The following is a 26,199-nucleotide window of genomic DNA, read 5'->3' as shown; positions in this document are numbered from 1 at the left end:
GGGCCGCCGGATTCCGGCGGCCCGTGTTGCGTTGATCAGCCCGTGTCGCGTTGATCAGCCGTGCGCTCGGCCTTCGGGCCGGCGACCGGCGCCGTGCGGCGCGGCGGCTGGTCGGTGGCGATCACCAGGTCGGTGTCGCCGCGGCGGCGGCGCACCCGGGCCGTGGCCAGGATCGAGCCCAGGATGACCAGCGGGAACCCGATCGCCATGCCCGCCGTCAGCGGCTCGTCGAGCAGCAGCACGCCCAGCGTGATGGCCACCGCCGGGTTGATGTAGGTGATGACGGTCGCGCGAGCCGGACCGGCCTCCGCGATCAACGCGAAGAACACCAGGAACGCCACCGCCGTGCAGATCACGCCGAGCCCGGCGATGGACCAGGCGGCGTCCGCCGTCATGGTCACCGGCCACGAGAAGGCCGTGAACGGGGCGTAGAGCACGGTCGCCACGATCAGCGACGCGGTGACGACGCCGATCGGCGGCAGGTCGGCCAGCCGCCGGTTGATGATGATCGGTCCGACTGCGTAGCCGACGGCCACCAGCATCACCAGCCCGACTGCGGTCAGGTCGTCGAAGTGGATGTCCAGGCCGACCAGGAAGGCCACGCCGGTGAAACCGACGACCAGGCCGATGACGCGCCGCGCGTCGAACCGGTCGTGCCCGGTCGCGGTCAGGATGATGGCGGCAATCATCGGCACGACGGCCAGCAGCAGGCCCGCGGTCGAGCTGTTGAGCTTGGTCTCCGCGTGCCCCAACAGCAGCCAGGGTCCGCTGATCTCGATCACCGTGTAGAGCAGCAGCACCTTCCAGCGCCGGAAGACCGGACCCAGCACGCGTCGGTGCAGGGCGACCGGGAGCAGGATGAGCGCGCCGATCAGGGTGCGCCCGAAGGCCACCACCAGCGGGTCGACATCGGTGACCGCGATCTTGATCAGCAGGTAGGGAATCCCCCAGATCAGACTCAGTGCCGCGAACAGCACCCACCCTCGTCGCGTCATGCTCGTGTCCTCACCCAGGTCCGGTCATCGCATCGTCGTTGACGACCAACGCCACCCTCGCACGGCACCTTCCTGGTCGGGCCCGGCGAACGCGCAAAGTTTCTGCACCGGATCCGGAAGTGCGGCTGACGAATGGGTGGGGAGCATCGCCCGAGCAGGCGAACTTTCGGCGTGTCTTCTTGGGGCTTGTGTCGCTTTCTGATATTGGAGGAACGCCTGAGGCTCTTGTGACTCCTGTGACTGGTGTTCTACGGTAAGCGAGGACCGCGTGTGTCGTGGTCCCGTGTCGGCGTCGCTCCTCGCTCTTCGCCGCCCGTTCCCTGCTGGTCACGAGAAATGGTCGAGCGAGGCGCAATTCGGCTGACGGCGTCGAGCAAGGGGAAGGGGCGTCGTCACGATCGCCGGTACCGCGCACCCCTTTTCGGGTGCGCGGGGATCGGCGATTTCGGCACGCCTGGAAACGTGTCTGGTGGCGATGCGACCAGGAAGGGCGCCCTGTGCGGCGTGCTCTGGCCTTTGCGGCCATCATCGCGGCGGTCGCCACATCGGCGGTCGTTGCCTTCGCCGGACCGGCCTCGGCCGACCCGTCCGCCGATGACTGGTACCAGCTGCGTATGTGCGAGTCCACCAATCGCTACACCATCAACACCGGCAACGGTTACTACGGCGCCTATCAGTTCGATCTGTCGACCTGGCGATCGGTCGGCGGTTCCGGGTACCCGAACGAGGCATCGGCCTCGGAGCAGGACTACCGGGCCCTGCTGCTGTACCGGCAGCGCGGCTGGGAGCCCTGGGTCTGCGCGTACCTGGTCGGCCTGACCGAGGACGGCGACGCCCGCTCGGGCGGAGCGGCTCCGGTCAGCGGCAACCAGAGTTCCGGTAGCGGGGTGGCCGAGGGTTCCTCGTCCGGCTCGTCCTCGTCCGGGGCGCCGGCCTATCCGGGTCGGCAGTTCTCCGAGGGCGACTACTCCGAGGACCTCAAGGCCTGGCAGAAGCAGATGGGCACCCGCGGCTACGACCTGGTCGGCACCGGCTACTTCGGTCCCAAGACCAAGGCCGCGGTCCTGGATCTGCAGGCCAAGGCCGGTCTCAACGTCGTCGGGTACATCGGGCCCAAGACGTGGGCGGCGGCCTGGGCCGACTCGGGAGCGGCCGCACCGGCGCCGGCGGCCTCGGGCTCGTCCTACACGCCGCAGACCAACGAGTCCTGCGGGGTCGGGCAGCCGACCGCACCGGCCTGGCCGGGCCGGCAGTTCGTGCAGGGCGACACGGCGCTGGAGCTGCAGTGCTTCCAGAAGCAGCTGGCCAGCCGCGGCTACCCGTTGACCGGAACCGGCTACTACGGCCCGGCCACTAAGACCGCGGTCGTGCAGCTGCAGAACGCCAACGGCATCAACCCGTCGGGCATCCTCGGCCCCAAGACCTGGGCGGCGGCCTGGGAAGGGAAGTAGTCACCCGGCAGGCCCGGGCAGCACCTTCGGCGCCCCGATCGGTGTGATGCTGCGGCATCGACCGGTCGGGGCGTCGCTGCGTTGCCACCAGGGTGCACGGGCGGTCTGGATCGTGGGCGCACGCTCATCCGGGTCACCCTGAATAACACTTTGTCAAAGTGGCTCGCATAATCCCATCGGGCGGGGAGATGATGACACCGTTGTCGGTGACGGGTCGAAACCCGTTCAGCCGGCACCCGCCTCGCGCGAAGCTCGCACGTGTGGCGCGAGAGAGGCCCGGGGCACGCCGCCCCGGGCCTCTCTGCATGGGCGGGTCCGGCCGCCGCAGCGGCGGGCTCAGCCGGCTGCCGCGAACACCGGGGGCAGCACCAGCAACATGGTCAGCGACCAGGTGCAATGGGTCAGGATGGGTCCGAGGATGCCGCCGCTGGCCCGCCGCTGCAGGCCCAGCAACAGCCCGAGCAGGACCGCGGCGAAGACCAGCATGGGGTTGCCGGTGGCCACCGTGGTCAACGCGTAGACGGTGGTCGAGATGGCCACCGGGTGCCAGACGCCGATCGCGGCGAACAGCGCGCCGCGGAAGAAGATCTCCTCGGCGATGCCGTTGACCAGGGTGATGACCGCGACCAGGGGCAGCGAGCCGTACCGGGCGAAGGCCAGCACGTCCTCGGTCATCTCCCGCAGCGGCGCGATCTCCCGGACCACGACCGCGCCGACGATGAACAGCGCGGCCACCGCCAACCCGAGCAGGATCGGCACGATGATGGGCCGGCGCAGCTCACCCTTGTACTGGATCCGGCCCAGGTGCAGCGGACCCGAGGCGAAGCCGCCGACCACCCAGGTCGCGGCCAGTGCGAAGGTCAGCACGTAGAAGACCGTGCTGCCCGGGGGCACATTCAGCGAGACGCCCAGCAGCGTCGCACCGACGACCAGGGTGATGGCCACGACCACCCGCCGGCGGCGGAACTCGTGATCGGGTTGCCGGTGATCGCGCTCCACCCGGTCCCAGAGGGCGGGCCGGACGAAGTGACCGACCCGACGCGGCCAGGACCTCACGAACGGGCCGGGTCCGCGCTCGCCTCGGCTTCGGGCTGGCCGGCCTCGTCCGGCACCGACGGGTCCTGCGCTCGGTCCCGTAACGCGGCTCGCACCGAATCTTCATACCCGGTCAGGTCGCCGGGGAGCAATTCCCGGATGGAGTGGTCGTGCACGACGACCTCGTTGTTCATCGAGTCGATCAGGTTGCGGGCGGTGGCCTGGTCGACATCGGTGATCAGCGCCAGCCACAGCGAGGACAACCGCGGCGTGAGCAACGGGATGGGCACGATCGGCGGCACCCGATGGTTCTGGATCTTGGCCGCCCGCCGCATCATGTCCGCATAGCTGAGCACCTCCGGGCCGCCGACCTCGAACACCTTGCCCAGCGCGCCGGGGTTGTCCAGCACGCCGGCCAGATAGCGGATGACGTCGCGCAACGCGATCGGCTGGGTCCGGGTGCCGACCCACTTGGGGGTGACCATGGCCGGCAGGTGGTCGACCAGCTGGCGGGTGATCTCCCAGGAGATCCCGCCGTGCCCGATCACCACGGCGGCGCGCAACACCGTCACCGGCACCCCACCGACCGCGAGCAGCTGCTCCACGTCGCGGCGGGACTGCAGGTGCGGGGACAGCGAATCGTCGACGTCGCCGAGACCGCCCAGGTAGATGATCTGCATCAGGCCGGCCTCGGCGGCCGCGTGCCCGAAGGCGGTGGCCGCCTCCGCGTCGCGTTGTTCGAAGTCGTCGGAGGCCAGCGAATGCACCAGGTAGTAGGCCGCGCTGGTGCCGGCCAGGGCCGCCCGCAGGCTGTCGGTGTCCGCGACGTCGCCGTAAACCGCTTCGCCCGGGCCGTCGTAGGTGTCCGGATGCCGGGTCATCGCCCGAACCCGGTAGCCGCGGTCGATCAGGGCCGGAACCAGGTGGGATCCGACGAAGCCGGAGGCGCCGGTGACGAGCACGGTCGAGGTCATGCCGGAGGTACCGGCCGAACCGCCCTGCCCGGATGCCGCATCCGACGACGAATCGTCCGGTGGTCGGGGTGGTGGTGTCACAACGGGTCTCCCTCCGGCCCGTTTCCGGGCGCCTTGTCGCGAAGGTACCCGCGAGGGCTGACGGCCAACCGGTCGGTGACCTGGCTCTCGGGGAGTAGTCCACATGTCCGAATTCCATCCACATTCGGCGACGACGCCCGCCACGGGCCCGGCCGCCGGCCCACGATCGGAGCGGCCGGTCGGAACCGGTCGGCCAGTCGGAACCCGGCCCGGGGCCAGTCGGACGAAGCAGTCGGACGGGACCAGCCGGAGGACAGGAGAGGTGGGAGATCCATGGCGGTGTTGTCGATCGACACCCAGCGCATCGCGGGAGCCGGGGACGCGGTCACCGAGGTGGCCGGGTCGTTGACCCGGGAGGTCGCGTCGATGCGCGAACTGCTGGACCAGATTCGTGCGGGGTGGCAGTCCAGCGAGGCGGCCCCCCGGTTCGCCGCGGCGATGGAACAGCATCTGACCGACGCGGTCACGCTCAAGGACGCGCTGATCGGGCAGGGCGCCGCGCTGACCGTCGCGGCCGGCCAGTTCCGGGACGCGGAGTCCGCGTTGGCCCAGGCCGTGCCGGCGGTGGCCGGATGAGCACGATTGCGGTCAACTACGCGGCGCTGGCCGACGGGCGGGACGGGCTGATCGCCACCTGGAACCGGATCGAGGGGCACCTGGCCGAGCTGGACGCCCGGGTGGCGGCGACCTCGGACATGGAGGCGCAGACGCTGGCCGGGTACCGCGCCCTCAAGGCGCGTTGGGACGCCGCCGCCCAGGACCGGCAGCAGACGCTGCAGGCCCTGGCCAACCATGTCGGGCGGGCCGGTGAGCAGTACCGCAGCGTGGACGCCGCGATGGCGGCCCAGTTCGGCTGATCCGGCCGGGCCCCGCCCCGCCCACCGGTCGGGGGTGGGTGGGGTGGGACCGGGCGGTGGCCGGGATGCGCCCGGTGGCAGGATCGGGCGCATGACATCCGGGAATCTTCTGGGCCCGCCGCCGGTGACGTTGCCGGTGGATCCAACGGCCGCGCGGTTGGCGGCCGGCGAATCGGCCGGCGACGTGGTGCGGCAGAATCCGACATCCTCGTTGGCCTGGGCGGTGCTGGCGGAGGCGGCGCTGGACCGGGGGGACGACGTGGCCGGGTACGCCTACGCCCGTGTCGGTTACCACCGGGGCCTGGACATGCTGCGCCGCAACGGGTGGAAGGGGGCCGGCCCGATCCCCTGGTCACACGTCCCGAACCAGGGTTTCCTGCGCTCGTTGTCCGCGCTCGGGCAGGCCGCCGCCCTGTTCGAGGAGGCCGACGAGGTCGCCCGGGTCCGTGCGTTCCTGCTCGACGCGGACCCGCAGATCCCCCAGGACCTGCTGCCCTGAGCGGCCGCTACTCGCGCAGCGACTCCAGGTAGGAGGCGATCCGGCCGATCGCCTCCTCCAGGATCTCCACCGACGGCAGGGTGACCAGCCGGAAGTGGTCGGAGTGGAACCAGTTGAACCCGGTGCCGTGGGTGACCAGGATCTTCTTGGCCCGCAGCAGGTCGATGACGAATTCCTGGTCGTCGTCGATCGGGTAGACCTCGGGATCCAGCCGGGGGAAGCAGTACAGCGCGCCCTGCGGTTCGGTGCAGCTGACCCCGGGGATCTTGTTCAGCAGGTTCCAGGCGAGCTTGCTCTGCTCGTAGAACCGGCCGCCGGGAACGATCAGCTCGTTGACCGACTGATACCCGCCCAGGGCGGTCTGGATGGCGTGCTGGCCGGGCACGTTCGCGCACATGCGCATGTTGGCCAGCAGGGTCAGGCCCTCCAGGAAGTCGGTGGCCAGATGGGTGGGCCCGGAGACCATGACCCAGCCGGCCCGGTACCCGCAGACCCGGTAGGCCTTGGACAGGCCGCTGAACGTCAGGCACAGGACGTCGTCGCCGGCGAAGGTGGCGGCGTGGTGGTGCACGTGATCGTCGAAGATGATCTTCTCGTAGATCTCGTCGGCCATCACCACCAGATCGTGCTTGCGCGCGATGTCGACCAGGCCCCGCACCACGTCCGCGCTGTAGACAGCGCCGGTGGGATTGTTCGGGTTGATGATGACGATCGCGAAGGTGGCGTCGGTGATCTTGGACTCGATGTCCTCAAGATCGGGGATCCAACCGTTGGCCTCGTCGCAGCGGTAGTGCACCGGGGTGCCGCCGGCCAGCGTGACCGCGCCCGTCCACAGCGGGTAGTCCGGGGCCGGCACGAGCACCTCATTGCCGTCGTCGATGAACGTGGTCAGCACCATGGAGATCAGCTCGGACACGCCGTTGCCGATGTAGACGTCATCGACGTCGACGTCCTTGAGACCCCGCGACTGGTAGTACTGCGCGACGGCCGTGCGGGCCGAGTAGATGCCGCGGGAGTCGCTGTAGCCCTGGGACTGCGGCAGGTTGTGGATCATGTCGGCCAGGATCGCGTCGGGAGCGTCGAATCCGAACGGTGCGGTGTTGCCGATGTTGAGCTTGAGGATCTTGTGCCCCTGTGCCTCGAGGCGCTCGGCCTCCTCCAGGATCGGTCCCCGGACGTCGTAGCGGACGCCGCGCAGTTTCAGACTCTGGGTGATCAGACGCATGGTCCTAGCCTGCCACCCCGGTGTGGTTCGTCCCACTTCGGGAGCGGCGTCACCGGCCGGCCCTCGCCCAGCCGCCCGGCCCTGGTCAGCCGCCGGGTCGGACCAGCCGCAGCGGGGCGGTGTGCTTGTAGAACGTCCACCGGTCCATCGGCCGTGGGTGGTCCCGGCCGTCCAGCCGCACGGCGGTGGGGGCCATGCCCAGCTGCACGGCCCGCCCCAGGGTGGTGACCGGACGTGGCCCGAACAGGCCGGCGACCCGCCGCCGCCGGGTCACGGTGACGGCCAGTCCTCGCACCGGGTCGGGGGTCACGGTGATCCGTTCGGCCGGGCCCCGCAGCACGTTGTGCTCGTCGACGAAGACCGTGCCGCCGGTGATCGGGCCGATCTCGCCGCGACCGACCAGCACGCCGCCGACGTCGTCACGGACCAGGACCACCTCGTCGGCCCGCCCGTCGCGGGCCAGCTGCACCGCCACCGGCCCGGTGGGCAACCGGTGCTGGCGGACGACCGGGGTCGGCCCGGTGGTGGCGTAGGCCAGCTCGACCGAGCCGAGCCGGTCCTTGCGCAACAACCGCAGGGCTACCGCGGCCAGGTCCGCGTCGCTACCGACGACCAGCACCCGGCCGGTCAGCAGCGGATCGATTTGCTTGCCCGGCTGTGGGCCGACCGGGTGAATCGCGGCGTCCGGGACGGCCGCGAGGATGGGGGCGAAATGCCCACCGGGGACCGAATCGGCGCCGCACCACAGCGCGGTGAGCCCGTGAGCTTCGCTCACCGTTTACCCTTTCCCACTGGTGCAACCGCGGCCGGACATTCCGGGAGCCTTCCCCGCGCGTGCCCGGCCACCGTCGGGTGGCGTGCCGTCGACGGATGGGAGTGTGCCATGACGGTGATGGTGCTGATCGGCGCCCAGTGGGGTGACGAGGGCAAGGGTAAAGCCACCGACCTGTACGGCGAACGCGTGCAGTGGGTGGTGCGGTACCAGGGCGGCAACAACGCCGGCCACACCGTGGTGCTGCCGGACGGACAGTCGTTCGCCCTGCATCTCATCCCCTCCGGGATCCTGACTCCGGGGGTGACCAACGTCATCGGCAACGGGGTGGTCATCGACCCGGGGGTGCTGCTGACCGAGCTCGGCGGGCTGGACGCGCGGGGGGTGGACACCAGCCGGCTGATGATCTCCACCGACGCGCACCTGATCATGCCGTACCACGTGGCCATCGATAAGGTCGCCGAGCGCTACCTGGGCAAGGCCAAGATCGGCACCACCGGGCGTGGCATCGGACCGGCCTACGGTGACAAGGTCGCCCGGCTCGGCGTGCGGGTGCAGGACCTGCTGGACCCGTCGATCCTGCGGCAGAAGGTCGAGGCCGCACTCGACATCAAGAACCAGATCCTGGTCAAGATCTACAACCGCAAGGCGTTGGATCCCGACCGGATCGTCGACGACGTGCTGGAGCAGGCCGAAGGTTTCAAGCACCGCATCGCCGACACCCGCCTGGAGCTGGGTCGAGCGGTCGCCCGCGGCGACAACATCCTGCTCGAGGGTTCGCAGGGCACCCTGCTCGACGTCGACCACGGCACCTACCCGTACGTCACCTCGTCGAACCCGACCGCCGGCGGCGCGGCCGTCGGCGCCGGAATCGGGCCGACCGCGATCACCGCGGTGCTGGGCATCCTCAAGGCCTACACCACTAGGGTCGGTTCGGGTCCGTTCCCGACCGAACTGCACGACGAGTGGGGCGAGTACCTGCGCAAGACCGGTGGCGAGGTCGGTGTCACCACCGGTCGGCTGCGGCGGTGCGGCTGGTTCGACGCGGTCATCGCCCGCTACGCGACCCGGGTCAACGGGATCACCGACTACTTCCTGACCAAGCTGGACGTGCTGTCCTCGCTGGAGCGGGTGCCGGTGTGCGTGGCCTACGACGTCGACGGCACCCGGTGCGACGAGATGCCGCCCACCCAGTCGGGCTTCCACCACGCCAAGCCGATCTACGAGTACCTGCCCGGCTGGTTCGAGGACATCTCGGCCTGCCGCTCGTTCGAGCAGCTGCCACCGAACGCGCAGGCCTACGTGCGGCGGCTGGAGGAACTCTCCGGCTCCCGGGTGTCCTCCATCGGCGTCGGACCCGGCCGGGACCAGACGATCGTGCTGCACGACGTGCTGGAGGAGAACCGCGGCTGACCCCCGCGCGGCCCCTGCCTCCGCCCCGCCCCGCCCCGTGCCCGGTCCCGCCCCGGCCCTGGCTTGGTGTTGATCAGTCGAAAATAGGTGACGGGCGGCTCGGACGGGGGCGTGTTTGAGTTGCCGGCCTGCTGGTGTGGGCTGGTTGGTGACGGGCGTGGGGGTTGGCGGGGCGGGGTTAGTTCATGCGGCGTCGTTGTGGGTGACGGTGTAGCCGTTGGTTTCGAGGATGGTGCGGGCGCGGCGGATCCGGTTCTTGTCCAGGTCGCGGCGGCGGTATTCGTTCAGGTAGGTGGGTCCGAGGTCGTGGTAGTCGGTGTCTTTGCGGATCAGGTGGTGACAGGTCTCCAGGATGATCCTGGAGATCGCGACCAGGGCTTTGGTTGGTTTCATCCGGGTACACAGATCGGCGTACTTCGCGGCCAGGTACGTGCTGTGGGTGCGGGCGGCGGCCTTGGCGCACTGGAACAGCACTGCGCGTAGTGACCGGTTGCCCTTGCGGGTCCGGGTCGAGAGGTGTCGTCCGGCTGATTCGTTGTTCCCGGGGCTGAGCCCGGCCCACGAGGCCAGCCGGTCGGTCCCGGTGAACCGGCTCATGTCGATCCCGATCTCGGAGACGATGATCATCGCGGCGCGGCGGCTGACTCCCGGGATCGTCTCGAGGTGGTCAACCGCTCGGGCGAAAGGGGCGATCTCCTGGTCGATCTGTTGGTCCAGGTCCGTGAGGAGCGTGTCGAGGTCGTTGATCTGTCGCATCATCGTGGCGGCCAGTCGCGCGTGGTGGTCGGTGAAGTGTCCGGTCAGGGCCTCGGTCAGTTCCGGGAGCTTGCTGCGCATCCGGACCAGCGCCAGGTCCGCGACCTGGCGGGGATCACTCATCGCCCCGGCCGGGTCGTTGATCATCGCGTGCAGCATCGCGGTGGCCGATTTGCCGGTGATGTCGCTGACCGTGCTGGACAGCTTGATCCCGGCGGATTCGAGCAGATCCTGCAGCCGTTGCACGGCGCGGGTCCGGTCGCGGACCACGTTGCTGCGGTACCGGGTCAACTCCCGCAGCTCCCGCACCGGGATGTCCGGCACGAACGAGGGTGTGACGAGCCCGAGCTGAGCCATCCGAGCGATCCATTCGGCGTCCTTGACGTCGGTCTTGTTGCCCGGTACCCGTTTGACGTCCCGCGGGTTGAGTAGCCAGCATCTGAACTGGTCTTCCAGCACCAGGAACAATGGTTTCCAGTACACCCCGGTCGATTCCATCGCGACCAGCTCGATGTCCAGTTCGGTCAGCCAGTCCCGTAGCCGCAGCAGCGATGGTGTCGTCGTGGCGAAGGTGCGGACCTTGAGTCGTTTGACCCGGCCGTTCTCGATCAGCCGGACCGCGACCTTGACATCGCGCTTGGAGATGTCCATCCCCGCGACCCGGCCGTAGGCGATCTCGTCGTCGTCGATCACCGGCATCAGCCTTACCTCCGTTTCCGGTATCCCTTGTGACGGGTGGTGCCGCCGTCGGGTGGGAGGTCTCCCGGCAAAGACGATCAGTCACGTGCTCGAAGCAACACCACGGGATCCCTGACCGACCTCCAGCGTCCAGTTCATGGCCAGGCTCGCCGGCACCAATCAACATCGACGTCAGACAACCCGAGGGCAGCACCAAGAACATTTTCGCCGCCACGGGACGGCCCGCAAGGGCCCCCAGTCGTTCATGGGAAGAGTGCCGTTCTGGCTGCGCCAGAACGGCACTCTTCCCATGATCAACTTCGGGGGGTGGGGCTTCGGCCGACAATTGTGGATAACTTCGGCGGCGCCGGCACCCGATCAGTCACGCTTTGTCGGTGACACGGCGGCCGGGCGAACTCCCATCGGACCTGACGAAGGCTGCCTTCACCGTGGAGCAGGGCCGCGAGCTGGGCCTGAGCCGCACCCGCCTCCGGGCGGCCGACCTCGAGCGGCCGCTGTACGGCGTCCGCCGGGCCATCGTGGCTGGTCCGGGGGAAGACGGCCCGTCTCCGCGCGCGCTCCTGGAGGCGCGGCTCCAGGACCAATGCTCGGCAGCGGAGCTGGTGATCCCGCCGCGGGCCTTCTTCAGCCATCTCACCGCCGCCCGGTTGTGGCCGTTGCCGCTGCCGATGCCCAAGCAGGTCGAACCGGTCCATGTCGGCGTGCTACCGCCCGAGCATCCGCCGCGGCGGGCCGGGGTGATCGGGCACCACATCTCGGACCCGGCGGCACACGCGGTGCTGCGTCGGGGCCGGTGGCTCATCGACCCGGCGACGCTGTTCTGCCAGCTCAGCACGGCCCTGCGACTGAATGATCTGGTCGCGGTGGGGGACGCCCTGGTGCTGACGCCGAGGTTCGGCGACCCGGCCGACGAGCGGCCGTGGCTCTCGCTCGGCGAGCTCGGTGAGCGCGTCGACCGGTTCCGCGGACGCGGTAAGACCCGCGCCGCACAGGCCCTGGCTCTGGTCCGGCCCGGGGCCGAGTCACGCCCGGAATCCCTGGTTCGGCTGGCCTTCGTCGCCGGTGGCCTGCCCGAGCCGGAACTGAACGTGGACGTCTACAGCGAGCAGGGTGTGTTCCTCGGGCGCGGCGACATGCTCTACCGGGCTTACCGGCTCATCGTGGAATACGACGGTGACCAGCACCGGGTCGACGTCGGGCAGTTCAATCGGGACATCCGCCGCCTGGACGACTTCGCCGCGCACGGGTGGCGGGTAGTGCGGATCACGGCCGACGCGTTCTTCACCGACCGGGCCGGGTGTTTGGCGCGGGTGGAGCAGGCCCTGGTCGCCAGAGGGTGGCGCCGCTGAGGGCGCAGCCGCCGCCCCGGAGTCGTGTTGATCATGGGGAGAGGCCCGTTTTGGCGGAGCCAAAACGGGCCTCTCCCCATGATCAACAGCAGGGCAGGGCGCGCGGAAAATCGGTGGCGGCCGGGCCGGGCCGCGGCGCACCGTCAGGGGCATGCACCTGGATTGGCTCGACCCGCACACCCTGGATCAGCGGGACGTCGACGCGGTCACCGCGCTGCGCGAGGCCGTGCGTCGCGTCGACCGTCCCGAGGACCTGCCGACCCACGCCCGGGCGGTCGGCGCCGAACTTCGGTACGGCTGGGACCTCGATCCCGGCGTCCCGGCCCTGGCCCGCGACGCCGCCGGCCGGGTGATCGGCCTGCTCGAGGTCAGCACCTCACGCTGGGACAACCACCACGCCGCCCACCTGGACGTGACGGTCGACCCGTCGGCCCGCCGCCGCGGCCTGGGCCGGCACCTCTTCGAGACCGGCCTGGACCGGGCCCGATCGCAGGGCCGGACGCTGGTCACCGCGGCCGGTTGGCAGGACACTCCCGCCGTCGCCTTCGCCAAGGCGATGGGCCTGGACCGGGCCAGTGCGGCGGTTCGTCGCGCGCAGGACCTGTGGACGCTGGACTGGGCCCGGCTTGACCAGCTCGACGCGGCGGCCGCCGCCCGGCACGCCGACTACGAGATCGTCCCCATCGACTACCCCACACCGGAGGGCCTGCTGCCGGCGATCAGCGAGCTGACCGCGGCGATCAACGACGCGCCCGTCGACGACCTGGACATCGAGGACGAGGTGTTCACCCCGGAACGCCTGCTCGGTTTCGAGCAGGCCCAGATGGCCCGCGACCGGCGGATGTACCGGCTCGTGGCCCGGCATCGGCCCAGCGGCGACCTGGCGGGTCACACCGTGGTGACGGTGGAGGTGCAACAGCCCTGGCATGCCCGCCAGCAGGACACCAGTGTCCGCCGGGAGCACCGTGGGCATCGGCTGGGGCTGGCGCTCAAGATCGCCATGCTGCGCCGGTTGGCTGCCGAGGAGCCGCAGGTGCGGGTGCTGGAGACGTTCAACGCCGCATCCAACGCCCACATGATTGGCGTGAACGAGGCCCTCGGCTATCGCCCGGTCGGGCGGATCGTGGAATGGCAGCGGCACCTGGTGCCGGCGAGCCCCGCGTAAAGAGTTGATCATGGGAAGAAGGCCGTTCTGGCGCAGCCAGAACGGCCTTCTTCCCATGATCAACAGCAGGGCCGGGCCCGGGCCGGGGCGGCGCAACTGCAGGGCCGGGCCGGCGCAACTGCAGGGCCGGGACGGCGCAACTGCAGGGCCGGGCGGAGTCAGCTCCAGCTGACCCGGACCTGGTCCCGCCAGTGCCCGAGCAGGTCGACGGTGCCGTTCTCGGCCACGTCGTCGCCGCGGTTCCACAGGCCCAGGTAGAGCGCGGCGGCGGTGCCGGTGACGTGGGACTGCGCCGCGGGGTCGGCCCCCTCGGTGACCACCGGCGGGTCGGCGGACACCGAGACCGTCCAGGCGGCGGGCGCGTCGGTGGCCGCGATGACGGTGCGGAACGGCTCGTCGGTACGCAGCCGGCTGCTGCGACGCGGGACGAAGCCGGTCAGCAGCTCGTCCAGACCGTCTACGGCGAGCGGGGTCGGGATGGCCGCCTCGGCGGTCGAGGGCATCCGGCCCAGGCGGGCGGATTGGGCGTCGACCCGGTGGATGGTCGTCTCGTGGGCCTGCCGCCGGGCCCAGAACAGCGCGGGCGGCGGCGCGTTCTTCAGGAACACGAAGGCCTGCAGGTCGTCCGGGGCGGCCTGCAACGCGCGGATCAGCGCGCTGCTGCCCTCGACGAACCAGGGCAGCAGCGAACCGTCGTCGGGTGCGGCGAAGAACTCGCGGTCGTCCTCGACGTTGCTGCTCAGGCCGTCGGTGACGATCCGGGTGGCCCAGCGATGGACGCCGCCGATATGCCGGACCAGGTCGCCGACCGACCATTGCGGGCAGCTGGGCACCGGGTCGGACGGCAGCACCCGGTTCGCCTCGCGGGCCAGCCGGGTCGCCTCGGAATCCAGGGCCGCGAGCAGGTCCGCCTGGGACAACCGGAGGGGCATCGGCCCAGCGTCGCACGCCGCGTCGAGCCGTCGCCGGCAGGGGCCGGGTCACGCCGGCCCCGCATCCGCACAGGACCGGCCGCCGGAGGCAGTACTCTCCCGACGTGCGCATTCTCGTCATCGGCTCGGGCGCCCGCGAGCACGCCCTGCTCCGTGCGTTGCGACGCGACCCCGATGTCGCCGACCTTCACATCGCTCCCGGCAATGCCGGCACCCGGGCCCTGGCCACCTCGCACCCGGTGAACGTCACCGACAACGCCGCGATCCTGGCGGTGGCCGAGGCGGTCTCGCCCGACCTGGTGATCATCGGCCCCGAGGTGCCGCTGGTCAACGGAGCCGCCGACGTGCTGCGGGCCCGCGGGTTCGCCGTCTTCGGTCCCAGCGCCGCGGCCGCCCGGATCGAGGGGTCCAAGGCATTCGCCAAGGACGTGATGGCCGCGGCCGAGGTGCCGACGGCCAAGGCCGTCGCGGTGTCCGCCGCCGAGCAGATCGACGCCGCGCTGGACGCCTGTGGCTCGCCCTACGTGGTCAAGGACGACGGCCTGGCCGCCGGCAAGGGTGTGGTCGTCACCGAGGATCGGGCGGCCGCCGTCGCGCACGCCCGCGCTGTGCTGGAGCTGGGCCACCCGGTGCTGGTCGAGGAGTTCCTGGCCGGCCCCGAGGTGTCGTTGTTCGCGGTGTGCGACGGGAACAAGGCGATCCCGCTGCTGCCGGCCCAGGACTTCAAGCGCGTCGGCGACGGCGATTCCGGACCCAACACCGGTGGCATGGGTGCCTACGCGCCGCTGCCCTGGGCGCCGGCCGGCCTGGTGGACACCGTGCAGCGTACCGTGCTGGACCCGGTTCTGGCCGAGATGGGCCGCCGCGGAACGCCTTTCAGCGGTCTGCTGTACGCGGGCCTGGTGATCACGGCGACCGGCCCCAAGGTGATCGAATTCAACTGCCGCTTCGGCGATCCCGAGACCCAGGTGGTGCTGGAACTGCTGGACACCCCGCTCGGATCGCTGCTGGCGGCGGCGGCGGCCGGCGGGCTGGGGTCCTGCCCGCTGAGCTGGCGCGGGGCCGCCGCGGTGACGGTGGTCATCGCCGCCGAGAACTACCCCGGCTCGCCGGTCACCGGCGACGTCATCAGCGGCGCCGACACCGACGGCGTGCTGCACGCCGGAACGGCGGTGGCGCCGGACGGGTCGGTGATCTCGGCCGGTGGTCGGGTGCTGTCGGTCGTCGGCACCGGGCACGACCTGGCCCAGGCTCGCGAGCGGGCCTACGAACTGGTGCGGTCGGTACACCTGCGCGGCTCGCACCACCGCACCGACATCGCCCTGGCCGCCGCCGAGGGCCGGGTGCGCGTCCCCGGTACCGCCTGATCCGGCGATGACCGGATCGGGCCGTCGCGGCGACGAGATCATCGGCAAAGCCGCCGGTCTCGGGCCGTCCCACCGGTCCCGGGTGGCGCCGTTCTACGTGATGCAGGTGCTCGCCGCGGCGGCCCGTCGGCGGGCCGCCGGCGAGGTGGTCTGGGACCTGGCCGCCGGGCAGCCGTCCACCCCGGCCCCGGAGCCCGTGCGGCGGGCGGCGCACGCCACGCTCGACTCGCACATCCTGGGATACACCGAGGCGCCGGGGATCCGGCCCCTGCGGGAGGCTATCGCCGGGCACTACCGCGACCGCTACGCGCTGGCCGTGGACGCTGACAACGTCGTCGTCACCACCGGGTCCTCGGGCGGATTCCTGCTCGCCTTCCTGGCCGCATTCGACGTGGGCAGCCGGGTCGGGTTGGCCCGCCCGGGGTACCCGGCCTACCGGAACATCCTGCACGCCCTGGGCTGTGCGGTCGTTGACCTGCCGTGCGGACCGGAAACCCGGTACCAGCCGACGGTGTCGATGGTCCGGGAGCACGACCTGGACGGGTTGATCGTGGCCAGCCCGGCCAACCCGACCGGCACCATGCTCGAACCGGGGGAGCTGGCGGCACTGGCCACCTGGAGCGCCGGAAACGCGGTCCGGCTGGTCTCGGACGAGATCTACCACGGCATCACCTACACCGGCAGCACCAGCAGCAGTTGGCAGACCGACCGGCACGGCATCGTGGTGAACTCGTTCTCCAAGTACTTCTCGATGACCGGCTGGCGCATCGGGTGGCTGCTGGTTCCCGACGATCTGGTCGAGGTGGTCGATGCGCTGGCCGGCAACCTGGCCATCTGCCCGCCCGCCCCGGCCCAGTACGCGGCGATGGCCGCCTTCGAGGCCTACGCCGAATGCGACGGTCACGTGCAGCGCTACGCGCAGCACCGCGATCTGCTGCTGGGCGGCCTGCGCCGGCTCGGCTTCGACCGGCTCGCCCCGGCCGACGGGGCGTTCTACGTGTACGCCGACATCGGCGACCTGACCTCGGATTCCACCGCGTTCTGCGCCCGGTTGCTGGCCGAGGCCGGTATCGCCGCCGCCCCGGGCGTGGACTTCGACGTCGTCGACGGCCACCGGTTCCTGCGGTTCTCCTTCGCCGGGTCGATGCGGACGATCGAGGGTGCGTTGGACGCGCTGGAACGGTTCCTGGCCGGCTGAGCCGGCGGTTCCAGGTGCGGCAACAGCCTCGCCAGCCAGCCGGGCAGCCACCAGTTCCACCGGCCGAGCAGCCGCATCGTGGCCGGCACGGCTACCACCCGGACCACCGTCGCATCGATCAGCACGGCGGCGGCCAACCCGAATCCCATGGCCTTGAACGCCAGCAGGCGGCTGCCGGTGAATGCGGCGAAGACCACCACCATGATCAACGCGGCCGAGGTGACGGTCCGGCCGGTGCGTTCCAGGCCGCGGGTCACGGCCTGCTCGTTCGAGCCGGTGCGCTCCCACTCCTCGCGCATCCGGGTCATCAGGAAGACCTCGTAATCCATGGACAGCCCGAACAGCACCGAGAACAGGAACAGCGGCACGAAGGCCTGGATGAAGCCTTCCGGTTCGAAGCCGAAAAGAGCTGCGCCCCAACCCCACTGGAACAGCGCGACGACCACCCCGTAGGCCGCGCCGACCGACATCAGGTTCATCACGATGGCCTTGAGCGGCAGGATCACCGACCGCAGGGCGACCATCAGCAGCAGGTACGACAGCGCCAGCACGCCGCCGATCACCCACGGCAGCCGGGCGCCGATCTCGTCGGTCAGGTCCAGATCGCTGGCCCCCTGACCGCCGACCAGCGCGCCGTCGATGCCGGCGGCCGGGAGCAGGTCGGCGCGGATTCGCCGGACCAGGTCCTGCCCGGCGGTGGACTGCGGGGTGTCGGTACCGATCACCACCACCCGGGTCAGGGACCCGTCGGTGCTGGTCAACGACACCGGATCGGTCCCGGGCACGGTCACGCTCAGCACGCCGGCCACGCCCGGGTCGGCGGCCAGCCGGTCGGTGAGAGCGCTGATGCGGTCACGATTCTCGGGGCGGTCGAGGCCGCCCGGCACCGGCACCAGGATCTCCACCGGGCCGATGCTGCCGGGACCGAATCCCGCGGCCAGCCGGTCCAGCGCCACCCGCGGCGGGCTGTCCGCGGGCAAGGTGTCCGCGCTGGGTTGGCCGAGCACGATGCCGGTGAGCGGCGCGGCCAGCAGGAACAGCACGCCGAGCGCGGCGAGCAGATGACGAACGGGTTGGCGCATCACCCGGGTGGTCCACACCTGCCAGCCGCTGACCCGGTGCCGGGCCTTGGACCGGCGCAGCACGGTGAACCGGTCGATGCGCGGGCCGATGAGCACCAGCACCGCGGGGAGCAGGGTCAGGCTGGCCACCACGGCCAGCGTGACGACCACCATGGTGCCCACCGCCATGGACCGGAAGCCGGCAATGTCGACCAGGAACATCCCGGCCAGAGCGACCACCACGGTCAGCCCGGACACGGTGACGCTGCGCCCGGAAGTGGTCACCGCTTCGACGACGGCCGCGCGGGCCGGCCGGCCGTCGGCCAGCGCCTCCCGGAATCGGGTCACGATGAACAGGGCGTAGTCGATGCCGACACCGATCCCGATGACCGTCGCGGTGTTGGTGACGTAGACCGACAACGGCATGAGAAGGGTGAGCAGGTACAGCAGGCCGAGGGTGATGCCGAGGCTGACCATCGCCAGCAGGACGGGCAGGCCGGCGGCCACGGCGCTGCCGAAGACCAGCAGCAGCACGACCAGGGTGACCGGAAAGGTGATCAGCTCGGCCTTTTCCAGGTCGCTGCGGGAGATCTCGTTCTGGTAGGTGTAGAACGCCGCCCGCCCGCCGACCGACACCTGCACCCCGGGCGGAGCGAGATCGGCCAGGGCTGCTTCGATCGCGGCGGCGTGAGCAAGTTGTTCGCTCTGATCGCCGTCCACCGCGACCGACAGGTAGGTGGTGGTGCCGTCCGCGGTCAGCTGGCCGGCCGCCCCGGGGTCGAGGTAGCTGCGCACCGACCGCACCCCGGCCAGCCCAGTGATCCGCTCGCCGGCCGCTCGCACGGTGGCCGGCAGCTGGTCGGCCGCCGCGGGGTCGGTGGCCTGAATGAGCACGACGACGGGGTCGGCCGCCTGCCCGGGGAAACGGTCTTGCAGCAGGTGCTGAACCTCCAGTGAGGCCGACCCCGGCACCTCGAACCCGCCGGCCGCCAACCGGTTCGGCAGTCCCAGTCCGAGCACGCTGAGCCCGGCCAGCAGCAGCGCCCAGACCACGATGACCGACCGCGGGTGGCCGGTGACCGCGGTGCCCAGCCGCTCGAACCAGCCGCCCGCCGGGGACGGCGGGTCGGCGGCGGGCGGCGGGTCGGCCGGCGGTGCCGGCGCGGCGTCGGGTGCCGGCACGGCCGGTGGCACCGGCACGGCCGGAAGCGGTGGCCGGGCGGACGGCGGCAGGATCGTCGTCGGCGACTCGTCGGGTTCGACCGCGTGATGCCGACCTCGGGTCGGCCCAGGGGCGAGCGGCGGCGCCAGCAGGTCAGCCACGGGATCTCCTTGCCGGACGGTCACGCCGCGGCGGTGGGCCGGGGGCGGTTGGCCAGCACGCTGCGCGCGAGCATGCCGGGGGCCAGGAACTGCCGGACGCCGATGCGGCGCTCGCCGAACGCGGCGACGTGCCGGGCGAGCAGTGGATCGCGCACGGCCCCGGCGTACAGCGCCCGCTCCACCGGGTTGAACGCCCGCCCGGTGGCGTAGTCGCTCATCAACCGGTGGTGCCCGGCCAGCGCCCGGCGGTGCTGCGTCGCGTACCGGCGCAGCCCGACCTGCGGATCGGCGCCCCGGATCAGTTCCGGGGCGGTCGCGTCGACCAGCCAGGCCGCGCTGCGGAAGGCGAAGCTGCAGCCCGTGCCCCACAGGTAGTCCGAGGTCATCGCGGCGTCCCCGACCAGGGCCAGTCCCGGGGCCGCCGGCGGCCGGGCCGCACAGGCGTAGTTGAGCACCCCGGACAGCTCGCCCACCTGCTCGGCCCGGGACAGGTCGGGCCCGTCGGGCAGCCGGCCGAGGCGGGCAAAGTAATTGCCGCGCAGATCTTTCCGGAAATCCGGCAACTGGTCCAGGGTCGGCATGACACTGAGAATGGTCACCTCACCGTTGGGGAAGGCGTAGGCGATATCCGGTTCGAGCATCCACATCCGAGACGCATCATCGGGCAGGCCGACCCCGGTGAACGGGGCGAAGTACACGAAGCGGCCGTGCGGGCTGGTCACTGCCGGACCGACGGCGTCGGCGACCCGGGAGCGGTGCCCGTCGGCGCCGACGATCAGCCGGCCGAAGTACTCGGTCTCCCGGCCGGGGTCGCCCGCTCGCACCCCGACGGCCCGGCCGGCGCGCACCACCACCTGCGAGACCCGTTGCCCCATCAGCACGGTCACCCGCGGTTCGCGGGCCGCCTGCGCCCGCACCAGCGGATCGAGCTGTGCGCGCCGGATGTTCACCCCGATCTCCCCGTGCCCGGTGTGGCCGGCGGGGCCGGGGAAGTCGAGCCAGCCCCAGCGGGTCCAGATGGACAGCCTGTTCGGCTGTCCTCCGGCCTGCCGGATCGCCGCGCCCAGGCCCAGCCGGCTGATAGTTGGCCAGGCGGTGGGTTGGATGAAGTGCGTGCAGGCGCGCTTGTAGTGATTCGGGTCCCGGTGCGCCTCCAGCAGGACGACCGAAAGTCCCTGACGGGCAAAGAGTGTGGCCGCGGTGCAGCCGGCCAGGCTGGCACCGGCGATCACCACGTCGAAATGGGCTCGGCGCACGGGGCCTCCTGTGGGGTCGGGGCGCGCACTACGCACAGAGAGGGCCGGCCGGCCGGGTAAATACCGACATTTCCCCATGTATTCCCCAGGATCGTGCGTTCTCTCTACCGGCAGTCCGCTCGACGATCCGAGCCCGACCACCGGGGGAGCCGGAAAATGACCACTCAGTTCGATGGGCTCAGGCGTGCCCACCACCAGCCGACCATCCTGGTCACCGGGGGATCCGGGGTGATCGGCTCGGCGCTGCTGGACCGGCTGAGCGCCGGGCCCGGTCGACCCGAGGTGATCGCCCTCGTGCATCGCCGGGACATCCAGCACCCCGGCGTCCGGTCCGTCCGCGGCTCCGTCACCGCCCCGCAACTGGGCCTGTCGGCCGCCGAGTACGCCGCATTGGCCCACCGGGTCGATCAGGTGGTGCACGCGGCCGCGATCGTCTCGTTCAAGAAGTCCGAGGACCACGCCGCGACCAACGTGGTGGGCACGCGCGAGGTCGTGCAGTTCGCCGAGCGGGCGCAGGCCTCGCTGGTGCACGTGAGCACCGCCTACCTGCACCCGCAGGACGATGCGGCGAACCCCCGGACGTCGGCCCGCTATGCCGCGTCCAAACGGGCCGCCGAACAGGTGATCCGGCAGGCCAGCGGGCCGACCAGCATCGTCCGACCGTCGATCGTGATCGGGCACAGCCGGACCGGCGCCACCACCGAATTCCAGGGCTTCTACCACGTGCTGTCGGCCCTGCGCCGGGGCATGCTGCCCATGCTCCCGTTCGGCTCACACTGGCCGCTGGACCTGATCCCGTGCGACGTGGTCGCGGACGGCATCGCCACCATCCTCGAACGGAACCTGTTCGGTCGGGACTACTGGCTCACCGCCGGAGCCCGCGCCCTGACCGTCGCCGACACCGTCGATCTGCACCTCGACCACGCCCGGGCCCACGGGATCCGCGTCGATCGCCCGCGCTTCGTCGCCCCGGACACCTACCACCGGTTGATCGCGCCGGTCTTCCTCGACGCCCTGCCCCGCACGATGCGAATGGCGGTGAGTTCACTGATGGATCTGTTCCTGGACTACGTATCCATGGAAGAGCCGTTCCCCAGCTCCCTGGACGAGCTGGCCGCGGCCGGCGCGGCCGCGCCGCCCGACTTCCCCGCCGCCATCCGGGCCAGCCTGGACTTCTGGCACCGGGAGTCCGAGGCGGCGGCGGCCGTCGAGGTCGTCGAGGCGGTGGCCTGATGACGGCTCCGACCGACCGCCGCGCCGCCCTGGACCGGTACCGGCGGCACGTCAACAAATCCTCGGCCGCGCTGGTCGAGCTGCTCGGCGCGCCGCTGCCCGAAGTGGCGCTGGGCAATCACCTGTACGACGCCGACGGTGTGCGGTACCTGGACTGTGCCGGGTTCGGTGTCAACCTGATCGGCCACCGGCACCCGGTGGTCGTCGATGCGGTCAAGCGCCAGCTGGACCGCTCACCGCTGGTCAGCCGGCCGCTGATCAGCCGGGTCACGGCCGACGCCGCGGCCGCCCTGGCCGATGTCGCCCCGCCCGGGCTCGACCACGTCTACCTCACCAATTCCGGGGCCGAGGCCGTCGAGGTCGCCCTCAAACTCGCTCGGCTGCACGGCCGCACCCGGGTCATCGCCATGCGGGACGGCTTCCACGGCAAGACCTTCGGCGCGCTGAGCGTCACCGGCCGGCCGGCCTACCGGGCGCCGTTCGAGCCCCTGCTGCCCGGCGTGGAGTTCGCCGCCTTCGGCGACATCGACGACCTGGCCCGGCGGCTGGCCACCGATGGCGAGCGCAGCTGCGTGCTGGCCGAACCCATCCTCGGTGAAGGCGGGGTGCACGTCCCGCCGGCCGGCTGGCTGGCCGCGGTCCGGGAGCTGTGCACCCGCACCGGAGCCTTGCTGATCCTCGATGAGATCCAGACCGGGCTCGGCCGGACCGGCGCCTGGTGGGCGGCCGACACCGAGGGCGTCGTGCCGGACATCCTGCTGTCCGGCAAGATCCTGTCCGGCGGGGTGGTCCCGGTGGGCGCCGTGCTGGCCACCGACGCGGTGTTCCGTCCGCTGGACGAGGACCCGATGCTGCACTCGTCCACGTTCGCCGGCAGCCCGCTGGCCGCCGCCGCCGTCACCGCAACCCTGGACGTCCTGCGCGCCGAGGGCCTGGTCGCCCGCTCGGCCGAGCTGGGCGTCGAGCTGTCCGCGCTCGTGCGTGAGGTGCTCGCCGAGCACTGCCCCGGCCTGGTCGCCGAGGTCCGCGGCCGCGGGCTGCTGATCGGGATGGACTTTGTGTCCAGCGATCTCGCGGTGGAATTCCTGATGGAGCTGCTGGCCCGCCGGGTCGTGCCGTCCTACTCGTTGAACAAGTACAACGTGCTGCGGCTCACCCCGCCGGCCACCCTGACCGCCGCCGACGTGGCCGAGTTGCACGAGGCGCTGACCGGAGCCGCCCGCGAGGTCGGCCGGCGCCGGGCCCGCGCGTCCCGCCGGCCCGCCGCCCCCACCCGTCCCGTCCCGGCCGTCCCGCCGATCGCCCTTCCGACCAACCCCCCGACCGACCCCCCGACCGAGGAGTACCCGTGCGCTTCGTGACCATCGACGCCGTCGTGCCCGACCGACCGTCCGACGAGGTGTTCCGCACCCTGGCGGACTACGCCCGCTACCCCGAGCTCACGCCCGTCGTCCGCGAGGTCCAGGTGTGGACCGAGGCCGGCGGCGACCTGATCAGCAGCTGGGAGGTCAACTTCCGCAACGGCATCCTGCGTTGGACCGAGCGAGACGTGATCGACACCGCGGCGCTGCGCATCGATTTCACCCAGACCGAGGGCGATGTCGCCGAGTTCGCGGGCAGCTGGTGGTGCCGGGGCGGTGCGGACGGCACCGCCGTCCGGTTCGAGGCCCTGGTCGACCTGGGCATCGCCAGCCTGGCCGCCGTGCTCGACCCGATCGCCGCGCGCACGCTGGCCGAGACGATCAGCGCCATCCTGCTCGGCCTGTTCGGCGACGGAGTCCGCTTCGACGCGATCGACCACGAGGCCACCGAGGTGCCCACGGGCGCGCTGCCGTTCCTCAAGGCGGTGGCGGCATGAGCTTCCTGGCCGCCGAACGAGCCGTGCTGGACGAGCTGCTGCCCGGCCTGGACGAGGCCCTGGCCGCCCAACCGCTGATGACCTGGGAGAGCCGGGACAGCAAGGCGCTCGAACTGTTCCGGGACGCCGGCGGGTGCGGCCTGCTGGTGCCCGCCGAGCACGGCGGCCGCGGGGTCGACCCGGTGGCGGCCGTCCGGCTGCAGCGGGCGATCGGCGCCCGTTCCCCGTCGCTGGCGGTGGCCACCACCATGCACCATTTCTCGGTCGCCTCGCTGGCCGAGTTGTCCGCCCTGGGAACCGGTTTCGAGTGGGCCGTGCTGCAGGCGATCGCCGAACAGCGGTGGTACCTGAGTTCGGCGTTCGCCGAGGGCAACCCGAGCACCAACATCCTGGCCCCGCGGGTGCAGGCCCGCCCGGTCGACGGCGGCCTGCTGATCAACGGCAGCAAGCGGCCGTGCAGCCTGACCTGGTCGATGGACCTGATGTCGGCCAGCGTCGCCGTCGTCGGCGAGGACGACCGGAGCGGCCGCGGCGAGGGGAACCGGCTGGCCATCGTGCTCATCCCGGCCACCGACCCGGGCATCAGCCGGCGTCCCTTCTGGGAGAGCTTCGTGCTGGCCGGGGCGGAGAGCGACGAGGTGGTGCTGACCGACGTGTTCGTGCCGGACATGATGGTCTTCCGCCCGGCCGAGGCCACCATGACCGACCCGATCCAGGGCCGCGGGTTCCTCTGGTTCGAGCTGCTGGTGGCCGCGTCCTACATCGGGGTGGCCTCCGCCCTGGTGGAACGGGTCCTGCAGTCCGGCCGCGGCACCGCGCAGGACCGGGTGGCGCTGGCCGCCGATCTGGAATCGGCCATGGCCGCGGTCGAGGCGGTGGCCGGCTGCCTGCCGGCCGAGGACGACCAGGCGGTGGAGCGACTGCTCACGCGGTCGCTGTACGTGCGCTACGGGGTGGAGAACGCCATCGCCCGCACCGCCATGGCCGCCGCCGCGCTGGCCGGCGGCATCGCCTTCGTCAGCGCCCCGGACATCGCCTACCTGCTGGCCGCGTCCCGGGCGCTGGCCATGCACCCGCCGGCCGTCGGCCCGGTCAGCGAGGCGTTGGACCGCTCGCTGCGCGGCGGCCGGTTCACCGCCTGACCCGTCACCCCTGGTCATCACGAGGGAAGGGAGAAACCCGTGGACCACAAGAACTTCTTCATGACCCGCACCACCCACCGGCTGCTGCGTCTGGAATACCTGATCGCCCTGGTCGTCTGTGTCGTGCTGGCGGTCGCCCACCTGGGTGAGATCCGCTGGCCGGTATTCCTGGCCCTGTTCGCCGTCATCGACGTGATCGGCTACCTACCGGGACTCTTCATCTGGATCCGGCGGCACGGGCAGGTGCCCCGCGCGTTCTACGTGTCCTACAACGTGGCCCACCACCTGGGCACCTCGGCCGTGTTGGCCGGCCTGTGGTGCGTGCTGATCGGCCCGGAGTGGGCGCTGCTGGCCCTGCCCATCCATCTGATGGGCGACCGGGCGCTGTTCGGCAACATGCTCAAGCCGTTCGGGGTGTCCTTCGAGCCCACGACGCACCCGGTGTACGCCGAGTTCGTTCGGGCCTACGCCGCCGCCCAGCGCGATCCGTCCGGCGTCGAGAGGGGGTCGGCGACCGATGCGGCCGCACTCACCGAGCCGGCCGTCCGCTGATCAGGCCGCGCTGGACCGCCGGGTCGCGCTGCTGGCCGCGTACGCCGACAACCACTCGGCGTTCCTGACCGTCAACCGGGACACCGAGTACTTCGAGATCGCCGAGGTCGACGGCTTCGTCGCCTACCGGCGGTCCGGCCGGACCCGGGTGCAGTTCGGCGGGGTGGTCGCCGCACCCGACCGGCAGGCGCCCCTGCTCGAGGCCTTCCTGGCCGACGCCCGGTCGGCCGGGGAGCGGACGCTGGCCGTCCAGCTCACCCCCGCGGACCTGCCGCTGTTCGGCCGGTCCGGGTACCGGATCAACCAGCTGGGCAGTTCCTACGCCCTGGAGCTGAGCCGATACTCGCTGGCCGGCAAGCACTTCGTGCCACTGCGCAACAAGATCTCCCGGGCCCGGCGGGCCGGCGTGCAGGTGGCCGAAGTGGGGGTGGATCGGCCGGCCACCGCCGACCTGACCGCCCAGCTGGCCGCGTTGGACCGGCAGTGGTTGCGCAGCAAGGGATCGCACGAGCTGGCGTTCATGATCGGCGAGCGGTCCGGCCCGGCCGACCGGTACCGGCGGCTGTTCGTGGCCGAGCGGGACGGCCAGGTCCTGGGCTACATCAGCTTCTCGCCGGTGCCCGGAACGCGGCCTGGGTGGCTGCACGACCTGACCCGCCGGCATCCCGACGCCCCGCCCGGGGTGATGGAGCTGATCGTCAGCGACGCGGTCGGCCGGATGCGGCACCGGGCCGAACCGGGCTGGCTGCACTTCGGTTTCACCCCGTTCGTCGGGCTGGACCAGCGGCATCGGGTGGCCGGAGGGTCGCCCGCGGTCGACCACGTCGTCGGCCTGCTCGCCCGCCGCGGCGGGAAGCTGTATCCCGCCGCCGATCAGGTGGCCTACAAGCTCAAATGGCGCCCGCACCTGATTCAGCCCGACTACCTGGCCTTCCATGGCCGGCCCAGTGTCGGCGCGGTCGCCCGACTGCTGCGCCTGACCCGGGTCATCTGACCGCCCGGCACC

23 protein-coding genes and 1 pseudogene are annotated in these 26,199 nt (G+C 71.3%); 15 read left to right on the top strand and 9 right to left on the bottom strand.

Annotation, left to right across the window (positions count from 1 at the left end; genetic code table 11):
• Nucleotides 1–35: 35 nt before the first annotated feature.
• A complete protein-coding gene (locus tag NAMU_RS25510) occupies nt 36–995 on the bottom strand; it encodes a DMT family transporter (protein WP_015750222.1) in 960 nt (319 codons plus the stop codon).
• 497 nt (nt 996–1,492) lie between these two features.
• On the opposite strand from NAMU_RS25510, the gene NAMU_RS31575 reads away from it, so the two are divergent.
• Nucleotides 1,493–2,446: a peptidoglycan-binding protein gene (locus NAMU_RS31575; RefSeq protein WP_015750221.1), complete on the top strand. Its 954-nt coding sequence runs from the start codon at nt 1,493–1,495 to the stop codon at nt 2,444–2,446.
• A 336-nt stretch (nt 2,447–2,782) separates the two neighbouring features.
• On the opposite strand, the gene NAMU_RS25495 is transcribed toward NAMU_RS31575, so the two are convergent.
• Together NAMU_RS25495 and NAMU_RS25490 are read right to left on the bottom strand one after the other, a co-directional pair.
• A complete protein-coding gene (locus NAMU_RS25495; protein ID WP_015750220.1) occupies nt 2,783–3,502 on the bottom strand; it encodes a CPBP family intramembrane glutamic endopeptidase in 720 nt (239 codons plus the stop codon).
• Nucleotides 3,499–4,455 (bottom strand): NAD(P)H-binding protein, encoded by a 957-nt coding sequence (locus NAMU_RS25490; RefSeq protein WP_015750219.1) that lies wholly within the window; start codon nt 4,453–4,455, stop codon nt 3,499–3,501. Before NAMU_RS25490 ends, NAMU_RS25495 begins: the two co-directional genes overlap by 4 nt.
• A 354-nt stretch (nt 4,456–4,809) precedes the next feature.
• Between NAMU_RS25490 and NAMU_RS30185 the strand changes: the two genes are divergently transcribed.
• The 3 genes from NAMU_RS30185 (at nt 4,810) to NAMU_RS25475 (ending at nt 5,892) form a co-directional block, all read left to right on the top strand.
• Nucleotides 4,810–5,112 (top strand): WXG100 family type VII secretion target, encoded by a 303-nt coding sequence (locus tag NAMU_RS30185; RefSeq protein WP_015750218.1) that lies wholly within the window; start codon nt 4,810–4,812, stop codon nt 5,110–5,112.
• Nucleotides 5,109–5,393, top strand: a complete 285-nt coding sequence (locus tag NAMU_RS25480) for a WXG100 family type VII secretion target (protein WP_015750217.1) — start codon at nt 5,109–5,111, stop codon at nt 5,391–5,393. The genes NAMU_RS30185 and NAMU_RS25480 overlap by 4 nt, the downstream gene beginning before the upstream one ends.
• Before the next feature lie 91 nt (nt 5,394–5,484).
• Nucleotides 5,485–5,892, top strand: a complete 408-nt coding sequence (locus NAMU_RS25475; protein ID WP_015750216.1) for a DUF3151 domain-containing protein — start codon at nt 5,485–5,487, stop codon at nt 5,890–5,892.
• A 7-nt stretch (nt 5,893–5,899) separates the two neighbouring features.
• Here the strand turns inward: NAMU_RS25475 and NAMU_RS25470 are convergent, their stop codons facing one another.
• Both NAMU_RS25470 and NAMU_RS25465 read right to left on the bottom strand, forming a co-directional pair.
• A complete protein-coding gene (locus tag NAMU_RS25470) occupies nt 5,900–7,117 on the bottom strand; it encodes a pyridoxal phosphate-dependent aminotransferase (protein ID WP_015750215.1) in 1,218 nt (405 codons plus the stop codon).
• Between the two features lie 85 nt (nt 7,118–7,202).
• On the bottom strand, nt 7,203–7,892 hold the full coding sequence (locus NAMU_RS25465; protein WP_015750214.1) for a hypothetical protein: 690 nt from the start codon (nt 7,890–7,892) through the stop codon (nt 7,203–7,205).
• Between the two features lie 108 nt (nt 7,893–8,000).
• Between NAMU_RS25465 and NAMU_RS25460 the strand changes: the two genes are divergently transcribed.
• A complete protein-coding gene (locus NAMU_RS25460; RefSeq protein WP_015750213.1) occupies nt 8,001–9,302 on the top strand; it encodes an adenylosuccinate synthase in 1,302 nt (433 codons plus the stop codon).
• 183 nt (nt 9,303–9,485) lie between these two features.
• On the opposite strand, the gene NAMU_RS25455 is transcribed toward NAMU_RS25460, so the two are convergent.
• Nucleotides 9,486–10,757 carry an IS110 family RNA-guided transposase gene (locus NAMU_RS25455; RefSeq protein WP_015746281.1) on the bottom strand — a complete coding sequence of 424 codons (1,272 nt, stop codon included), beginning with the start codon at nt 10,755–10,757 and terminating at the stop codon, nt 9,486–9,488.
• Nucleotides 10,758–11,131: 374 nt separating this feature from the next.
• Between NAMU_RS25455 and NAMU_RS25450 the strand changes: the two genes are divergently transcribed.
• Together NAMU_RS25450 and NAMU_RS25445 are read left to right on the top strand one after the other, a co-directional pair.
• A complete protein-coding gene (locus NAMU_RS25450) occupies nt 11,132–12,106 on the top strand; it encodes an endonuclease domain-containing protein (protein ID WP_052308083.1) in 975 nt (324 codons plus the stop codon).
• A 151-nt stretch (nt 12,107–12,257) separates the two neighbouring features.
• Entirely contained in the window at nt 12,258–13,271 is a 1,014-nt protein-coding gene (locus tag NAMU_RS25445) for a GNAT family N-acetyltransferase (protein ID WP_015750211.1), read from the top strand.
• A gap of 158 nt (nt 13,272–13,429) precedes the next feature.
• Here the strand turns inward: NAMU_RS25445 and NAMU_RS25440 are convergent, their stop codons facing one another.
• A complete protein-coding gene (locus tag NAMU_RS25440; protein ID WP_015750210.1) occupies nt 13,430–14,203 on the bottom strand; it encodes a maleylpyruvate isomerase family mycothiol-dependent enzyme in 774 nt (257 codons plus the stop codon).
• A gap of 104 nt (nt 14,204–14,307) precedes the next feature.
• Here NAMU_RS25440 and purD point away from each other — a divergent pair, with 104 nt between their 5' ends.
• Together purD and NAMU_RS31250 are read left to right on the top strand one after the other, a co-directional pair.
• Nucleotides 14,308–15,570 carry a phosphoribosylamine--glycine ligase gene (gene purD, locus NAMU_RS25435; RefSeq protein WP_015750209.1) on the top strand — a complete coding sequence of 421 codons (1,263 nt, stop codon included), beginning with the start codon at nt 14,308–14,310 and terminating at the stop codon, nt 15,568–15,570.
• A gap of 7 nt (nt 15,571–15,577) precedes the next feature.
• Nucleotides 15,578–16,768: an aminotransferase class I/II-fold pyridoxal phosphate-dependent enzyme gene (locus tag NAMU_RS31250; RefSeq protein WP_015750208.1), complete on the top strand. Its 1,191-nt coding sequence runs from the start codon at nt 15,578–15,580 to the stop codon at nt 16,766–16,768.
• Nucleotides 16,769–16,824: 56 nt separating this feature from the next.
• On the opposite strand, the pseudogene NAMU_RS27910 reads toward NAMU_RS31250, so the two are convergent.
• A pseudogene (locus NAMU_RS27910) lies at nt 16,825–18,801 on the bottom strand (MMPL family transporter); the annotation flags it as partial.
• A 371-nt stretch (nt 18,802–19,172) separates the two neighbouring features.
• Nucleotides 19,173–20,408, bottom strand: a complete 1,236-nt coding sequence (locus tag NAMU_RS25425; RefSeq protein ID WP_015750207.1) for an NAD(P)/FAD-dependent oxidoreductase — start codon at nt 20,406–20,408, stop codon at nt 19,173–19,175.
• Nucleotides 20,409–20,564: 156 nt separating this feature from the next.
• Between NAMU_RS25425 and NAMU_RS25420 the strand changes: the two genes are divergently transcribed.
• Genes NAMU_RS25420 through NAMU_RS25395 form a run of 6 tightly spaced genes read left to right on the top strand, consistent with a single transcriptional unit; the run spans nt 20,565 to nt 26,187 of the window.
• Nucleotides 20,565–21,641 (top strand): SDR family oxidoreductase, encoded by a 1,077-nt coding sequence (locus NAMU_RS25420; protein WP_015750206.1) that lies wholly within the window; start codon nt 20,565–20,567, stop codon nt 21,639–21,641.
• A complete protein-coding gene (locus NAMU_RS25415; RefSeq protein WP_015750205.1) occupies nt 21,641–23,002 on the top strand; it encodes an aspartate aminotransferase family protein in 1,362 nt (453 codons plus the stop codon). Before NAMU_RS25420 ends, NAMU_RS25415 begins: the two co-directional genes overlap by 1 nt.
• Complete coding sequence (locus NAMU_RS25410; protein WP_015750204.1) at nt 22,990–23,499, top strand: type II toxin-antitoxin system RatA family toxin; 510 nt, start codon at nt 22,990–22,992, stop codon at nt 23,497–23,499. Before NAMU_RS25415 ends, NAMU_RS25410 begins: the two co-directional genes overlap by 13 nt.
• Nucleotides 23,496–24,641, top strand: coding sequence for an acyl-CoA dehydrogenase family protein (locus tag NAMU_RS25405; RefSeq protein WP_015750203.1), 1,146 nt, complete (start codon nt 23,496–23,498; stop codon nt 24,639–24,641). The genes NAMU_RS25410 and NAMU_RS25405 overlap by 4 nt, the downstream gene beginning before the upstream one ends.
• Nucleotides 24,642–24,680: 39 nt before the next feature.
• A complete protein-coding gene (locus NAMU_RS25400; protein WP_015750202.1) occupies nt 24,681–25,193 on the top strand; it encodes a hypothetical protein in 513 nt (170 codons plus the stop codon).
• Nucleotides 25,159–26,187, top strand: coding sequence for a bifunctional lysylphosphatidylglycerol flippase/synthetase MprF (locus NAMU_RS25395; RefSeq protein ID WP_015750201.1), 1,029 nt, complete (start codon nt 25,159–25,161; stop codon nt 26,185–26,187). Before NAMU_RS25400 ends, NAMU_RS25395 begins: the two co-directional genes overlap by 35 nt.
• Nucleotides 26,188–26,199: the final 12 nt, after the last annotated feature.

The organism is Nakamurella multipartita DSM 44233, assembly GCF_000024365.1.
Taxonomy (GTDB): domain Bacteria; phylum Actinomycetota; class Actinomycetes; order Mycobacteriales; family Nakamurellaceae; genus Nakamurella; species Nakamurella multipartita.
The sequence above is the reverse complement of the archived record's forward strand: the minus strand, read 5'-3'. Positions and strand labels throughout refer to the sequence as shown.

Bases quoted from the DNA above. Each gene is read 5' to 3' on its own strand.
- NAMU_RS25455 (WP_015746281.1), bottom strand. From the start codon at position 10,757: ATGCCGGTGATCGACGACGACGAGATCGCCTACGGCCGGGTCGCGGGG.
- NAMU_RS31250 (WP_015750208.1), top strand. From the start codon at position 15,578: ATGACCGGATCGGGCCGTCGCGGCGACGAGATCATCGGCAAAGCCGCC.
- NAMU_RS25415 (WP_015750205.1), top strand. From the start codon at position 21,641: ATGACGGCTCCGACCGACCGCCGCGCCGCCCTGGACCGGTACCGGCGG.
- NAMU_RS25440 (WP_015750210.1), bottom strand. From the start codon at position 14,203: ATGCCCCTCCGGTTGTCCCAGGCGGACCTGCTCGCGGCCCTGGATTCC.
- NAMU_RS25395 (WP_015750201.1), top strand. From the start codon at position 25,159: ATGCGGCCGCACTCACCGAGCCGGCCGTCCGCTGATCAGGCCGCGCTG.
- NAMU_RS25475 (WP_015750216.1), top strand. From the start codon at position 5,485: ATGACATCCGGGAATCTTCTGGGCCCGCCGCCGGTGACGTTGCCGGTG.
- NAMU_RS25490 (WP_015750219.1), bottom strand. From the start codon at position 4,455: ATGACCTCGACCGTGCTCGTCACCGGCGCCTCCGGCTTCGTCGGATCC.
- NAMU_RS25470 (WP_015750215.1), bottom strand. From the start codon at position 7,117: ATGCGTCTGATCACCCAGAGTCTGAAACTGCGCGGCGTCCGCTACGAC.
- NAMU_RS25420 (WP_015750206.1), top strand. From the start codon at position 20,565: ATGACCACTCAGTTCGATGGGCTCAGGCGTGCCCACCACCAGCCGACC.
- NAMU_RS25480 (WP_015750217.1), top strand. From the start codon at position 5,109: ATGAGCACGATTGCGGTCAACTACGCGGCGCTGGCCGACGGGCGGGAC.
- NAMU_RS25510 (WP_015750222.1), bottom strand. From the start codon at position 995: ATGACGCGACGAGGGTGGGTGCTGTTCGCGGCACTGAGTCTGATCTGG.
- NAMU_RS30185 (WP_015750218.1), top strand. From the start codon at position 4,810: ATGGCGGTGTTGTCGATCGACACCCAGCGCATCGCGGGAGCCGGGGAC.
- NAMU_RS25460 (WP_015750213.1), top strand. From the start codon at position 8,001: ATGACGGTGATGGTGCTGATCGGCGCCCAGTGGGGTGACGAGGGCAAG.
- NAMU_RS25445 (WP_015750211.1), top strand. From the start codon at position 12,258: ATGCACCTGGATTGGCTCGACCCGCACACCCTGGATCAGCGGGACGTC.
- NAMU_RS25405 (WP_015750203.1), top strand. From the start codon at position 23,496: ATGAGCTTCCTGGCCGCCGAACGAGCCGTGCTGGACGAGCTGCTGCCC.